The organism is Brevibacillus daliensis (assembly GCF_021245735.1).
In the GTDB taxonomy this organism is placed as follows: domain Bacteria; phylum Bacillota; class Bacilli; order Brevibacillales; family Brevibacillaceae; genus Brevibacillus_B; species Brevibacillus_B daliensis.
The window spans coordinates 1-14,669 of sequence record NZ_JAJISB010000046.1 but is presented as its reverse complement, the minus strand read 5'-3'; the positions used below and the strand labels follow the sequence as shown (position 1 = coordinate 14,669).

Annotated in this window: 16 protein-coding genes; all 16 read left to right on the top strand. The window is 36.1% G+C overall.

Features of this window, described 5'->3' with window-relative positions:
• The first annotated feature begins 41 nt into the window (after positions 1 to 41).
• The 16 genes from LM917_RS22805 (at position 42) to LM917_RS22735 (ending at position 14,507) form a co-directional block, all read left to right on the top strand.
• Entirely contained in the window at positions 42 to 608 is a 567-nt protein-coding gene (locus LM917_RS22805) for a DUF4256 domain-containing protein (protein WP_232700012.1), read from the top strand.
• A gap of 832 nt (positions 609 to 1,440) precedes the next feature.
• Positions 1,441 to 2,100, top strand: coding sequence for an acetate CoA-transferase subunit alpha (gene atoD, locus LM917_RS22800; RefSeq protein ID WP_232700011.1), 660 nt, complete (start codon positions 1,441 to 1,443; stop codon positions 2,098 to 2,100).
• Positions 2,100 to 2,756 carry a 3-oxoacid CoA-transferase subunit B gene (locus LM917_RS22795; protein WP_373688821.1) on the top strand — a complete coding sequence of 219 codons (657 nt, stop codon included), beginning with the start codon at positions 2,100 to 2,102 and terminating at the stop codon, positions 2,754 to 2,756. Before atoD ends, LM917_RS22795 begins: the two co-directional genes overlap by 1 nt.
• Positions 2,757 to 2,800: 44 nt before the next feature.
• Positions 2,801 to 3,982, top strand: a complete 1,182-nt coding sequence (locus LM917_RS22790; RefSeq protein ID WP_232700010.1) for an acetyl-CoA C-acetyltransferase — start codon at positions 2,801 to 2,803, stop codon at positions 3,980 to 3,982.
• Positions 3,983 to 4,025: 43 nt separating this feature from the next.
• Complete coding sequence (locus LM917_RS22785) at positions 4,026 to 5,318, top strand: CitMHS family transporter (RefSeq protein ID WP_232700009.1); 1,293 nt, start codon at positions 4,026 to 4,028, stop codon at positions 5,316 to 5,318.
• Between the two features lie 19 nt (positions 5,319 to 5,337).
• Positions 5,338 to 6,687 carry an acyclic terpene utilization AtuA family protein gene (locus tag LM917_RS22780; protein WP_232700008.1) on the top strand — a complete coding sequence of 450 codons (1,350 nt, stop codon included), beginning with the start codon at positions 5,338 to 5,340 and terminating at the stop codon, positions 6,685 to 6,687.
• Positions 6,688 to 6,689: 2 nt separating this feature from the next.
• Positions 6,690 to 7,001 carry an AtuA-related protein gene (locus LM917_RS22775; RefSeq protein WP_232700007.1) on the top strand — a complete coding sequence of 104 codons (312 nt, stop codon included), beginning with the start codon at positions 6,690 to 6,692 and terminating at the stop codon, positions 6,999 to 7,001.
• Positions 7,002 to 7,177: 176 nt separating this feature from the next.
• The gene (locus tag LM917_RS22770) at positions 7,178 to 8,590 is read left to right on the top strand and encodes a sigma-54 interaction domain-containing protein (RefSeq protein WP_232700006.1); all 1,413 of its coding nucleotides are present in this window, start codon (positions 7,178 to 7,180) and stop codon (positions 8,588 to 8,590) included.
• A 451-nt stretch (positions 8,591 to 9,041) separates the two neighbouring features.
• Complete coding sequence (locus tag LM917_RS24855) at positions 9,042 to 9,581, top strand: Shedu anti-phage system protein SduA domain-containing protein (protein WP_373688822.1); 540 nt, start codon at positions 9,042 to 9,044, stop codon at positions 9,579 to 9,581.
• 426 nt (positions 9,582 to 10,007) lie between these two features.
• The gene (locus LM917_RS22765) at positions 10,008 to 10,517 is read left to right on the top strand and encodes a DNA methyltransferase (RefSeq protein ID WP_232700005.1); all 510 of its coding nucleotides are present in this window, start codon (positions 10,008 to 10,010) and stop codon (positions 10,515 to 10,517) included.
• Positions 10,501 to 10,818, top strand: a complete 318-nt coding sequence (locus LM917_RS22760; RefSeq protein WP_232700004.1) for an aminotransferase class I/II-fold pyridoxal phosphate-dependent enzyme — start codon at positions 10,501 to 10,503, stop codon at positions 10,816 to 10,818. Before LM917_RS22765 ends, LM917_RS22760 begins: the two co-directional genes overlap by 17 nt.
• Positions 10,766 to 11,041, top strand: a complete 276-nt coding sequence (locus LM917_RS22755; protein WP_232700003.1) for an aminotransferase class I/II-fold pyridoxal phosphate-dependent enzyme — start codon at positions 10,766 to 10,768, stop codon at positions 11,039 to 11,041. Before LM917_RS22760 ends, LM917_RS22755 begins: the two co-directional genes overlap by 53 nt.
• 71 nt (positions 11,042 to 11,112) lie before the next feature.
• Positions 11,113 to 11,958, top strand: a complete 846-nt coding sequence (locus tag LM917_RS22750) for a DUF2785 domain-containing protein (protein ID WP_087431865.1) — start codon at positions 11,113 to 11,115, stop codon at positions 11,956 to 11,958.
• Positions 11,959 to 12,839: 881 nt separating this feature from the next.
• Positions 12,840 to 13,331 (top strand): RNA polymerase sigma factor, encoded by a 492-nt coding sequence (locus LM917_RS22745; RefSeq protein ID WP_232700002.1) that lies wholly within the window; start codon positions 12,840 to 12,842, stop codon positions 13,329 to 13,331.
• A 6-nt stretch (positions 13,332 to 13,337) separates the two neighbouring features.
• Positions 13,338 to 13,829 (top strand): hypothetical protein, encoded by a 492-nt coding sequence (locus LM917_RS22740; protein WP_232700001.1) that lies wholly within the window; start codon positions 13,338 to 13,340, stop codon positions 13,827 to 13,829.
• A gap of 21 nt (positions 13,830 to 13,850) precedes the next feature.
• Positions 13,851 to 14,507, top strand: a complete 657-nt coding sequence (locus LM917_RS22735) for a YesK family protein (RefSeq protein WP_232700000.1) — start codon at positions 13,851 to 13,853, stop codon at positions 14,505 to 14,507.
• Positions 14,508 to 14,669: the final 162 nt, after the last annotated feature.

Here is a 14,669-nt window from a genome sequence, read left to right as displayed (position 1 = left end):
CTTAAACCATTATGAGTAAAAAAATAAGGGGGGAAACTAATATGACAAAGAGAAATAAGGAGTTGTCACTAGAACAACGTGAGGAACTACTCAGAACTTTGAAAGCCCGTTTTGAGAAAAAAATGAACCGCCATAAAGGTCTTGAATGGGCTAAAGTACAAGCTAAGCTTGAAGCTAATACTGAAAAACTGTGGTCGCTCAATGAAATGGAAGGAACTGGCGGTGAACCGGATGTTGTTGGCCATGATAAAAAGACGGGCGAATACATTTTTTATGATTGTTCAGCGGAAAGTCCTAAAGGTCGCAGAAGCGTTTGTTACGATCGTGAAGCACTGGAGTCAAGGAAAAAACACAAACCAGAAAATAACGCTATTGATATGGCAACTACCATGGGCACTGAACTTTTAACGGAAGAACAATACCGGGAGCTGCAGAAACTTGAAAATTTCGATATAAAAACGTCGAGCTGGGTGCAAACACCTGCTAATATTAGAAAACTCGGTGGGGCCATCTTTTGTGATCGTCGCTACGACACTGTCTTTGTGTACCACAATGGAGCAGATTCCTACTATGCTGCAAGGGGCTTCCGTGGCTCGCTAAGGGTCTAAATTTTGCATAGACAGCTAAATTTGAATTTGAGAACGGATCACCTGGGGAAAGGCTTTACTTTCATTCTTCAACTATCGGGTGCTTTAGTGGAATAAGGAGGATCAAAATAATCAATCTTTTTTATAAAAAAACAGGTCTTGAAATTAAAGGAAAGCCAACGTTTTGATCAAACTTTATTCAAAACGTTGGCTTTTTATATGCAGTGAAATCAAGAGTTTAGAGTTATTTCCAATCAAACTTTATTATAAATCAACACTTATTTCCATTTTAGGGCCATTTAATGAAATAAGAAGTTCAATTCAAAAACATTCCTATACAGATATTAAGGGCACTTAAGTGTGTACAAAGGAGAAACTCCCAAAGTGAAATACTAGATTTCGATTTGGGAGTTATTTGTCTTTTTTAATTTATAATTGGAAACCATCCAGGTGCGTTGATAATTTCTTGCCAAAGAGGATCTGATACAAAAAGATGAGATTGAGCGTCTTTCTTTAGTTTTGTTTCAATTTAAATTCCGGTGTACTTTTTATTGCAAAATAAAGATTCAATTTTCAAATGAACCAAAAGGCTATGAGATAAATGAATCTAATATTTCGTATTCTAGCTTTTTAGAATGAATTATTAAATTTTAGAATGGCTGCAATTCAGTCCTTTCCTCTGCCTCCCTTCCCTACTTATTCTAACTTTTTAGAATGAGCGATTATTCTTATTTCCTTTAAATAGCTATTTAAGAGGGTTTTGTGCTTCGTTTTTTTTGGCACAGTTCTTGCTTTATAAGTAATTGTGAGTTTGATAAATTTTCTCGCAATAAACTTATGGAGGTGAAGATAAATGGATAAATCTATTACTATGGAAGAAGTTTTATCTATTTTTAAGGACGAAATGACTATTATGGTAGGAGGATTTATGGGAGTAGGTACACCAGAAACTCTTGTAAGTGCCGTTGACCAATCAGATGTAAAGGATATAACCTTGATCGCTAATGATACTGCTTTCATAGAAACAGGAGTAGGTCCATTAGTTGTAAATAAAAAGTGTAAGAAAGTCATTACTTCACACATTGGTACAAATCCTGAAACAGGCAGACAAATGATTGCAGGTGAACTGGATGTTGAGTTAGTTCCCCAAGGTACATTAGCTGAACGCATACGTGCAGGCGGTTCTGGACTAGGTGGAATCTTAACCCCAACTGGTGTCGGTACAGCTGTTGAGGAAGGCAAAGAAAAAATAAAAGTTGATGGTCGTGAGTATTTACTAGAAAAACCACTTCGCGCAGATGTTGCACTTCTTAAAGCTTTTAAAGCGGATAAAGCAGGGAACTTGGTTTATCATTCATCAGCTCGCAATTTTAACCCATTAATGGCAATGGCCGCTGATACCGTGATCGTTGAAGTTGAGCATATAGTTGAAGTGGGAGAAATTGCTCCAGATGAAGTTATAACTCCGGGAATATTAGTAGATAAAATTATTGTTCAAGGAGGTAATCATTAATGGTAACTTTAGTCCCCCCACAAATGGCGGCTAAACAAATTATTGCAGCTCGTGTTGCGAAAGAATTGAAAAACGGAGATGTTGTCAATCTTGGTATTGGCCTTCCAACAATGGTGCCAAATTATTTACCAGAAGGCGTTAACGTCATCCTTCAATCTGAAAATGGTTATGTCGGTTTAGGGCCTGTAACTGTAGAAGATCCGGATCTTGTAAATGCTGGAGGTCAACCTGCAGGCGTGATTCCAGGTGCCGCATTTTTTGATAGTGGCTTTTCCTTTGAATTGATCCGTGGCGGTCATGTCGATGTTACAGTTTTAGGCGGACTAGAGGTGGATGAACATGGAAATATCGCCAACTGGATGGTTCCTGGAAAAATGGTTCCAGGTATGGGCGGTGCAATGGACTTAGTAACAGGTGCAAAAAAAGTGATTGTGGCAATGGAACATTGTACAAAAAAAGGCGGATCTAAAATATTAGAACAATGTACATTACCTTTAACAGGTAAAGGTGTTGTCGATGTAATCGTAACGGAAATAGCTGTTTTCCGTGTAACAAAAGAAGGATTAGTTCTTGAAGAGCTTCAAGAAGGAGTTACTTTAGAAGAGGCTAAGGAAAAAACAGAAGCTACATTTATCGTGAGTCCAAATCTAGTGTGAAAATAGCTTTAAAGTTTCATAGTAATCATTAGGAGGATAATAGTATGCGTGAAGTAGTAATAGTAAGTGCCGTTCGTACAGCATTAGGTAGTTTTGGAGGTACTTTAAGCAATACACCAGCAACGGAATTGGGTGCAATCGTGATCAAAGAAGCATTAAATCGTGCAGGAGTGAAAGGTGAGCAAGTAGACGAAGTCATTATGGGTAATGTACTTCAAGCGGGATTAGGTCAAGGGCCTGCTCGTACAGCTGCATTAAAGGCGGGTTTACCAATCGAGGTATGTGCAACCGCAATCAACAAATTATGTGGGTCCGGTATGAAGGCTGTACATTTAGCTGCACAGTCAATCCAATTAGGTGACGCTGATATCGTCGTAGCAGGCGGTATGGAAAATATGAGCATGGCTCCATACATTTTACCAAAGGCTCGTACTGGTTACCGTATGGGTGATGGAAAAATCATCGACAGCATGATTCAAGATGGTTTACAATGTGCGATTAATAATTATCACATGGGGATTACTGCTGAAAATATTGCGGAACAATGGGGTTTAACTCGCGAGGGGCAAGATGAGTTTGCTGCATGGAGCCAACAAAAGGCTGAGAATGCAATTAAAGAAGGAAAATTCAAGGATGAAATTGTACCCGTTGTCATTCCTCAACGTAAGGGTGATCCAATTGTATTTAATACAGATGAATTCCCACGTGTAGGTGTAACAGCGGAAGCGCTAGCAAAACTAAAACCTGCATTTAAGAAAGATGGAACAGTAACAGCTGGTAATGCTTCTGGTGTCAACGATGGAGCGGCTGCATTAGTGTTGATGAGCCGTGAAAAAGCGGAAGAATTAGGCATTAAACCAATGGCCGTTCTACGCGGTACTGGTGCTGCGGGTGTGGATCCAAGCATTATGGGAATCGGGCCAGTTCCAGCGACTAAAAAAGCTCTAGAAAAAGCAGGCTTATCTATGACAGATATGGATTTAGTAGAAGCTAATGAAGCATTTGCTGCTCAAGCACTAGCCGTTGGTCGCGATCTAGAAATTCCAAATGAAAAATTAAATGTTAATGGTGGTGCGATTGCCTTAGGACACCCAATTGGGGCAAGTGGTGCGCGTATTATTGTAACTTTATTACATGAAATGCAACGTCAAAGCAGTCGCTACGGCTTAGCTACTCTTTGTATTGGCGGCGGTATGGGTACTGCAACTATCGTAGAAGTAGTGTAGTAGGAAACAACACAGAAATTATAGAGCATGAAGGGAGTCTTTTATGTTAGCTATTTTAGGACTATTAACGATAGTCGTGTTTTTGTATCTAATCATGACTAAAAAGGTTTCTGTTATTATCGCTTTAGTTCTTGTACCAGTTGTCTTTGCCTTAATTGGTGGTCAGGGTGAAGGAATAGGCACAGCAATGCTTGAAGGAATTATTCAAGTTGCTCCAACCGGTATTATGTTAATGTTCGCTGTTTTGTACTTTGGTCTTATGTCAGATGTTGGTTTGTTTGACCCTGTTATTAAAAAAGTTGTAACTGCAGTAAAAGGAGATCCGCTAAAAGTCATTGTAGGAACTGCTGCTGTTACTATGCTCGTTCATCTAGATGGGGATGGTACTGCTACTTTTATGATTACTATTACCGCTTTTCTCCCAATTTATAAACGTCTAGGAATAAATAAATTAATATTACCATGCATTGTTGCATTAGGGGCAGGAGCCATGCACTTAGTCCCTTGGTCAGGTCCACAAGCAAGAGCAATGTCAGCATTACAAACAGATGCCAGCCAATTATTTACACCAATCATCCCATCTATGATTGCTGGAATTATCTATGTATTATGTGTTGCGTTCTTCATTGGATTAAAAGAACGTAAACGTCTAGGTGTTATTGATTTTCATTACAATCTAGAAGAGGAATTAACGGAAGACCAAAGAACGATGAGACGTCCAAAATTGATTTGGTTTAATGCAGTATTAACAATCCTACTAATAGCTGCATTAGTATTGCATATGCTCCCACATCCTGTTCTGTTTATAATTGGTTTTTCAATTGCTTTGTTGGTGAATTATCCAAAATTAAAGGATCAAACTGCTCGTATAAATTCTCATGCAAAAAGTATTGTACTTGTAACAAGTATGATTTTTGCCGCAGGAATTTTTTCGGGAGTTTTAAATGGAACAGGAATGATAGGAGCAATGGCAGATTCATTGGTATCTATAGTTCCTGAGTCTATGGCAAGATTTTTACCTGTTACTGTTGCTGTGCTAAGTATGCCACTTAGTTTAGTATTCACACCTGATGCTTTCTATTATGGAATGCTTCCGGTCCTATCTAATGCAACTGCGGGCTTTGGAATGGATCCTATTGAAATTGGGCGTGCTGCCATCTTTGGTCAGATGACTACAGGATTCCCATTGAGCCCACTAACAGCTTCAACCTTCTTACTAGTGGGACTTGCAGAAGTAGATCTTGCAGAGCATCAAAAATTTACATTTAAATGGGCTTGGGGAACAACCATTGTTTTTACCATTATTGCCCTAATAACTGGTACTATATCAATTTAATGATGGAGGAATGATGAAAATGAGAACAATACGAATTGGCGCTGGAGCAGGTTATGCAGGTGATCGCTTAGAACCAGCTTTAGACTTAATGGAAAAAGGTAACTTAGATTATATTATGTTTGAATGTTTGGCTGAACGTACTATTTCTATTGCTCAACAACAAAAGCTAAAAGATCCTACAAAGGGATATAACAATTTACTAGAGCATCGAATGGTAAAGGTATTACCTCTAAGTAAGAAAAACAATGTAAAGGTCATCACAAATATGGGAGCTGCCAATCCAATATCTGCTGCTAAAAAAATAAAGGAAATAGCACAAAACCTTGGTGTTACTGGGTTAAAAATTGCAGCTGTTATTGGAGATGATGTAACAAGCAAGATAGAAAATTATCTTGATCTTCCTACAATAGAAACTGGAGAAAAACTAAGTACGATTCGTGATTCTATTGTTTCTGCTAATGCTTATATTGGAGCAGAAGGAATTGTGGAAGCACTCAGAAATGGTGCGGATGTGGTCGTTACTGGCCGTGTGGCTGATCCTGCTTTAGCAATTGCTCCACTTATTTATGAATTTGGCTGGAGCTTCGAGGATTATTCCTTATTAGGGGCAGGAACAGTTGTGGGACATTTATTAGAATGTGGAGCACAAGTATCAGGTGGCTATTTTGCTGATCCAGGCTATAAGGATGTTCCAGAACTATGGAATGTAGGATTTCCAATTGCTGAAGTAAATGAAAATGGAGAAGTTATTATTGAAAAACTACTAGATGCTGGAGGTGTTGTTTCAAAAGATACTATTAAAGAGCAAATTCTTTATGAAATTCATGATCCGGCAAACTACCTTACTCCAAATGTAATTTGTGATATTACTGAACTAACTATTGAAGAAATTGGTAAAGATAGAGTTTTAGTAAAAGGTGCTAAAGGGAAAGAAAAGACTGGACTTTTTAAAACAAGTATTGGTTACAAAGACTGTTATATCGGTGAAGGTGAAATGAGCTATGGTGGTAGCGGTGCTTATGAAAGAGCAAAACTAGCTGGAGAAGTCGTTAAAAAACGTCTTGAATTGATAAAAGCGCCAATACAGGAATTAAGAATTGATTATATTGGTGTTAATTCTTTATATAAAGAAACACTGGGTTCCCAAATAGATCCAAAAGAATTAAATGAGGTTCGCCTTCGTGTTGCTGGTAGAACAGAAAAACGTGAGGATGCTGTTTTAATTGGAAATGAAGTTGAGGCTCTATATACAAACGGACCGGCTGGAGGCGGTGGTGCAAGATCAGGAGTAAAAGAAATTGTTTCTATTCTATCCGTACTTATTCCATCTGAAGATGTTACTATTGAAGTTATTTACGAGGAGGTTTAATCATGAAATTACATGAAATTGCTCATTCAAGAACTGGTGATAAAGGAGATATTTCAAATATATCTTTAATTGTCTATGATGAAAAACATTATGAACTAGTGAAGGAACAAGTAACTGCTGAAGCAGTAAAAGAATTTTTAAAAGATATTGTAAAAGGGGAAGTAGTACGTTATGAGCTACCAAACCTACATTCCTTAAATTTTGTAATGGGAAAAGCGCTAGGTGGTGGAGTTACACGTTCACTTGCTATAGATATGCATGGGAAAAGCTTATCTTCGGCTTTTTTAGAATTTGAAATAGAATTGGATAAATAATTTTTCAAAAAAAGTGGGAGATTGCTTTAAGTAGTTTCTCACTTTTTTCCTTTATTATATAAAAATAATTTATGTTATTATTTATGTAAGTGTTTTCCCTCTTCATCTAGAATGTATTCTCTATAGAGGAAGGGTAGATTTGACTAAAAAACTTCGCTGCTTCAGGGAGGATATTGATGTCAATTAAAAACGAATCACTACTGCTCCCATCTAATATATCAGTAGAGAGATTTTCTAGCATAATAAATGCTATTCAAGATGGAGTACTAGTTATAGATCAAGAAGGTATTGTAATACTAATCAATCCAGAATATACAAAAATTACTGGAGTTACTGAAGAGGAAATAATCGGTAAACCACTTTTATCCGTAAGACCAAATGCACAATTAATAACGGCAATGAAGAGTAATAAAGTAATAGTAGGATTACCAAGAAAAGAAAATAATAAAGAATATGTCGTAGACATGGCTCCAATAATTATGGATGGACAGGTTCGAGGAGCGGTGTCTATAGTTAAGGGAGTTATAGAAGTTCATGACTTAATAAAAAAATTAGAAAAAAGCAGCCAAGAGATAAAATTATTAAAGCAAAGCAAGTCCACATTAAGTAAAGCAAAATACCATTTTGAAGATATAATTGGATCTGATGGATCTTTAAAGCGAATAATTGATAAAGCGAAGAAGGTATCTTCAACCTCAATATCTCTCTTTATTTGTGGAGAAAGCGGTACAGGAAAAGAATTGTTGGCTCAGTCTATTCATAATTATAGTGATAGAAAGGACAAACCTTTTATAGCAATTAACTGCGCCGCCATTCCAGAAGCCCTTGTTGAAAGTGAATTATTTGGTTATGAAGAAGGTTCTTTTACCAATGCAAAAAAGGGTGGAAAACCAGGATTGTTTGAGCTTGCAAATGGAGGAACTGTTTTTTTAGATGAGATATCTGAACTTCCTTACGATATGCAAGCAAAGTTATTAAGATTTTTACAGGAGTCAACCATCCGTAGAGTCGGTGGAATAAATGAGATAGCGGTTAATATTCGTATAATTGCCGCAGCTAATAAAGATTTAGGGCAATTAGTAGAAAAAAAACTATTTAGACAAGATTTATACTACCGCCTTAATGCTTTTATGCTACAACTCCCTCCATTACGTTCTAGGCAACAAGATTTGGAAAGTCTTGTTAACTCCTTTTTACACAATAAGAAACATGCACTAGGTAACGTATTCGAGGGATATTCTATTGACAAAGAAGTACTAGAGATATTTAGGAACTATTATTGGTCTGGTAATATTCGTGAATTACGAAATGCTATAGATTATGCAGTAGTGATGGCGGATAGTTCTACTATAACTAAGCTGGATCTCCCTGATTATCTTCTTGGAGAATATATGAATAAAAGTTCTAATATAGGTGGAGAAACCTTAAAAGAGTTAGTTGAACAAACAGAAATAATTAGTATAAAAAATGTATTACAGAATACGGAAAATACTTTAAAAGGAAGGAAAAAAGCTGCAAATTTATTAGGAATTTCGGTTGCAACTTTATACAATAAGATGAAAAAATACGGGTTAGAAGAAAAAGTATAATAATACCATTTTATAGTTTTTTCGCATTTCGCAAAATTCAACAATCTGGCGCAATTACGAAGAAACCCAGCATAAAATGATTAAACTTTTTTATAACGCTACACCTGTTTTGTAGATTTAAAATAAAGTTGCACCGTTTATAAATTAAATAGACTAAACTAATAAGAGGATATTATGTTCAATATATGAGCATTTATCCTCTTTTCTTATGCATATTAGATTTGTTATTTAGATATCGAAAGTATAGTTTAATATGTATATAATATAAGGGAACAAATATTTGTCTTGTGTAGGGGATGTAGCCCACAGCGGGAAGGCAGCAAGACATTATTCATCACTTTTTCCTAACAATTATTTAGATATTGAAGAATTAAAAGATGAAAAATACATAAGAGGAGTTGCTAATGAATTTTTGAATAAACTTAACGAATCAAACATTAATGAACAGTAAATTCTAAATTTTATTAATAATAATCAACACTATGTAATAATAGCCTCTATACTCAAACTTTATAATTTTGGGCACCATGATGCGTATCTTTTTAAAGAGTTTCCCTTAGGTACTTCTTATAAAGTTGATTATCTTCTAATTGGAAAAGGATCAGGTGGATATGAATTCGTTTATATAGAGTTAGAAAAATCTAATGAAAGAATTTTTATACAAAGTGGTGATTTAGGTGAAACATTTAACAAAGGCCTACGCCAAATAGCTAATTGGAAAAGATGGTGTGAAAATCACTTTTTAAGTTTACGAGAAACCTTTGATAAATGTAGAAGTAAAGATAAAGATTTACCGGCTGAATTTATTTCTAATGATTCTACAAGGCGTCACTATGTCGTTGTTGCTGGCCGCAGAACAGATTTCGAAAAAAATAGAGAAACTACATATGCAGTAAGGCGTGAAATGAAAAGAGATAAAGCAATTGAACTATTACACTATGATAATTTATATGATTTCACTTTGGATATTATCGGAAATAATTCTTATTGATGACTTAAAGCAGAGTCAAAGGCTAATTACAGCTCATGAATCGGGAGTAAAAATAAGATTGCAAAAAATTTTTAAATATAACAACGTAGGTTTAAGAGTATTTGAAAAAACAATCGACTGAATAGAACGAATGTTCTATAATTGAAATTAACAAATACTCTTGTAGGAGGAATAGACAAATGAATACAAATATCTAAATGACAACAATTTAGACTTTTTAGATAAATAAGACTTATTGAAGATACTTAAAAATATGGTGAATGGAGGGGTATCCCTAAGCTTTTATGGAAAGCGAACAGCAGAAGAGATTTATAAAAAGGTAAGGCCAGAGTAACTCGAGTTAATAGAAAATTATGTGTAGGGACTGAAGAACAGCAGTCTAGAAATATAATTCTTGAGGGCGAAAATCTTCAGGGGATGGTCACCTTGTATAAATATAGAGAACAAGTAGATTTAATTTTGACAGATCCACCGTATAATACTGGGCATTATTTCCGGTATAATGATAAGTGGGATAGCGATCCAAATGACCCAGACCTTGGGACTTTAGTTTCTGAAGATGATGGTTCTAAACATACAAGGTGGATGAAAGCAATGATGCCACGTCTTCATATAATGTGGAAAATGCTTAAACCAACTGGTGTAATAGCCATATGTATTGATGATAATGAACTATTTCACTTAGGAATGATGATGAATGAAGTATTTGGTGAGGAAAATAGAATAGGGATTATTAATTGGCAAAAGTCTTATTCTCCTAAAAATGATAGTAAGCATGTGTCAACGGCTGCAGAGTACGTATTGGTATATGCTAAAGATAAATCTATTGCTAAGACAGGGTTATTACCACGAGAAGATTCTACTAACTCGAAGTATAAAAATCCTGATAATGACCCAGAGGGACGCTGGAGAAGTAGTGATGCGACAGTGGCATAACCCTACAGGTCAAACGCTGACAGATGCTGAAATGGAAGAGATTATAAAGTTGGCGGATCAGTACGGTTTTGAAATATTGGCAGATGAACACTATCGGTTTATCCCATATGGGGATGAGGAATTAATCCCGTCCCTATATGGGAAATCCAAGCATGTTGTAGCTATGGGATCCATGATCAAATGTCTCGCATGTGTTGGACTGAGAGTAGGGTGGGTGGTCGCTGACAAGGAGTTGATCGACCAAATTCGTGATTTTAAAGATTATACTACTCATACAATTTACGGTACTCGACTGGGTTGAACCAGAAGGCGGAATCGTTGCCTTCCCGTTTTTGAAAGATAAAACACTTAGTAGCCAACATTTTGCAGAGAAATTGATTGCGAGTACGGAAGTATCTGTTCTTCCTGGTGAAGTGTTTGAGCGTCCTGGACATTTCAGGGTTGGATTTGGGCTTCACCCTGACAAATTCCGCGGTGCAATGAAATTGATGTCTGAATTTATTGCATCCAAGGGATGGGAATAGGAATAAGCAGAATTTCCGCTGACTCATGATCTCGGCGAGGCGAGTGAACGAATGATGAGAGGGATGGGAAAATGAGCGATACAAGGACCAAATTGATGCTGGATTTGCAAAGAATTGAGAAGGATGAGTATCAGTTACGCGAAGGTGAGCAGCATCAAGATTTCTTACCTTTGTTACTTCAATATATTGGCGATCCTCAGCCAGAATTACGGGATAACCTGATTTATCCGATGTTTTATATGTGGATTAAGGAAGAGAATAGGTTCAGTGGAGAGGAGTTGCGTAGCCTCTTAACTGTTCTGACTGATGAGAACCATTTGTTCTATAATATTGGCAGCGAGGATGATCAGTCAGTTTTTACAAGGACGTTCTCTGCCTTGCCTATCGCTTTGATTGTGCAACGCCACAGACAGAATCCATTTTTCAATCAAGCGGAAATTGAGCAATTAATGCATGCAATGCTCCGTTATTATAAAGAGGAGAAGGATCTGCGAGGTTACCTTTCAGTAGGAGGCTGGGCTCACAGTGCGTCTCACGGTGCGGATGTTTTTGTCGAGCTGGTGCAGTGCGAGGAGAGCAGCGTCGCAATGCTGCGTGAGGTTCTTGTCGCTATTTCTGGCATGCTTCATAATGGTAGACACATTTTTAGCGATGAGGATGATGAGCGGTTGGTCAACATCGTGGATACGATGATTGACAAAGAGTTACTTCCACATCAAGAAATCGCTGATTGGATTAGCGGCTTAGCGCAATGCTGCAATTTGCCGAGAAGTCGCAGTCAGGTGATTGCTCGCGTGAACAGCAAAAATTTTTTACGCAGTCTCTATTTCAGAAGGGGACAAGATAGCCGAGGGAATGAGCTTAACACTGTCATGCTTGGTACCGAGGCAAAATTGAACAGGTTTTCTATCAGTTAAAGGATTAGAGGGGCTGTCCCAAAAGCCATGGAAAATTGGCTGAGGGATTGCCCCTTTTTATGTCAAGAAAAACAAAAAGAAACCATCCATTGGTAAAATGGAAGTACCACCCACCACGCACAAAATTTTCGTTTAGTTAAAAATGGAAGTCACAAAATTACTACTGTGACTGTTTCATTTAAGTAAACAAAAAGGTTGACCAAAGCCTTAGTTCTTTGTTTGACACCCTCTGGCATGTTCCTCCATTAAAGGGCGCTTTAATGGAGGAAATATCATAGAAATGATCAAACTTTTTTATAAAAGAATGATTCAATAAAATATATTAAGAGCGTGTTTTGATTAATCTTTTTTCAAAACACGCTCTTTCTTTTTGCTTGTTTATCAAGGCTATTAGTATTAATTTGATCAATCTTTATTCTAAAGCTACATGTTTGTCCAATAACATAAAAGATTGTGCCTAGACATTATAGTTGGTACCTTAACATCAAGGTTAGTGCATTTACAATATAGTTGGTCTCTGCACGTTTAATTATCAACTAATCTAGGTGAAATGGAATTAAAACTATACTAACTCCAGTAATGAATCATCGGGACTTATTCTGTATAGATGTTAAATGATAATAAAGTTATTGAATTTACAATAAAGTCGTTTAAAAAATAATAAAGTTGATTGAAAATGAAGACCAATGCTTATGTCTCTAACGGGGTAGATTAGCTTAATAAGAATATATAAATTCTTTGTACGAAATAAAGAATGGGGGGGAGAAAAGATATAAGAAGTGAATAGTTCCTTTAAATTTTTTTGTAAATAAAAAAAAATGATAAAACTTTTTTCAGTTTGAGTCGTCTCTTTAGTGCTGAGATATTGTGGGGAGAAAAAAATGGCCAAAATCAATCCATTAGAAGTAATTGAGGAGATATATAAAGAGCATTACGTATATTTGAAAAATATATTAATAGGATTAACCAAAAATGTTGAGATTGCAGATGATATTATTCAAGAAGTATTCGCAAAGATTCTGATGAATCCATCTATGATTCTTGAAGTGACTTACATGAAAAGCTGGCTAGTGAAAGCAGCGAAAAACACCCTTTTAGATTATTACAAAAAGAAAAAACCAGAACTTCTAAAGAATGAAAATAGTATTGAAACATTATTGATTAACAACCAGTCACCAGAAGTAGAGACTTTAATAAATAGTCAGCTTGAAGCAGTTCTAGGTAAACTATCTACTTTAGACAGGACGATTCTTCTGGCAAAAGTATATTACGGTTATGATTATCAAGAAATCAGCGATTTACTGGATATCCCTGTACCAACATTAAAGTCCAAGATATTTAGGTTGAGAAAACAAATGGCTAAAGAGAGGTGAGAATTATTGGATGCAGCACAAAAGATTCATCTACTTTCACGAGAGTTGATTCCAGTGATCAATGATTTAGATGAAAATGCAGTGAAGGTTGTTTTGGAACATATTCATCATTGTACGGAATGCCAGCATTTATATTTGAACGTCATGGAAATGGAAGAAAACTACCCACAAGCACCTATTGCGAATGAAGTAGATATTAAACCATTGAAAAAATTAGTTCAATTTAATCGAGGTCTTAAACTATTGTTGATTGCTATTCGAGCTGTCATATTATTATATATCATTTATTCAGGAATCCAATTTTATGATTGGGGAACCTCAGCACAGGCGGCAATCAGTTATATTCAGAGCGTCACATTCTTATTTTATTTCCCGGCTTCTTTATTCTTAACCATTTTTACTCTTGTATTTTTCAACAAAAAGTGGATATGGCTCTCTATCATTTTTGATTTGACCATTATTTTGTTTATCGACCGTATCATCACATTTTTTATCTAACGAATTTTGGAGGTGTGCCCATTGTTACAGATTCTTTTCCTTGGAGCTATTTTTGGTCTTTCTATTTTTCTCTTTACACTTGTTTTAACGAAGAAAAATGGCAAATTCTATTATGCTCCTTTAGTGCCATTTATCGTAGCTATATTAGTAACAGCCTATGGCATATTTAAAGTAGGCGGATTTGAAGGAATGGCTTACGGCATTTTAGGTGTATGTATTTTAGTCGTGACACTTGTTGGTGTTCTTTTGCTTCCGTTTATCTCAAAACGAATGACGAGTAATCAGCTAAATAAAGTTGATAAAGCCATTTTAGTCCTCTCACCACTTGTTCTTTTTGCAGCTATAGGATGGATTATCAGCTCAAATGAGGGCTATTGGATTATTGATAAAGGTGCAATAGCAGATACTCAATCCATTAATAGCTATTATACGGTATCCACTATATCCGAAGGTGCGAAACAGTTGCACTTACAATTAGATGAAAAGTATGTAGGTAAGGCGATTGAAGTAGAAAAGGTTAAAACCGTAGGAAATACGGAAGTCACTGTTAAAATTGTTAATGGTGGAGAAGTGGATGCAATACCTTACATTACAATTGGGTTAGATGCAATAGTTGAACCTCTCAAAGTACAAACGACGGATGGTGAGACTATAAGTCCCCATAGAAAAAATTATTAATAGCTTTTATTATTAGGAGCAGTATTCCTGTAATGAGAGATAAGAGTTTTTAGTATGTAAAATCAGTTAGTTTTGTGAATGAATGCACTTAAACAAACAGGGGCGTTAGTTCAATAAGAAGTAAACAATGTAGTGTAGTGCTTCATGCAATCGATAGTAATT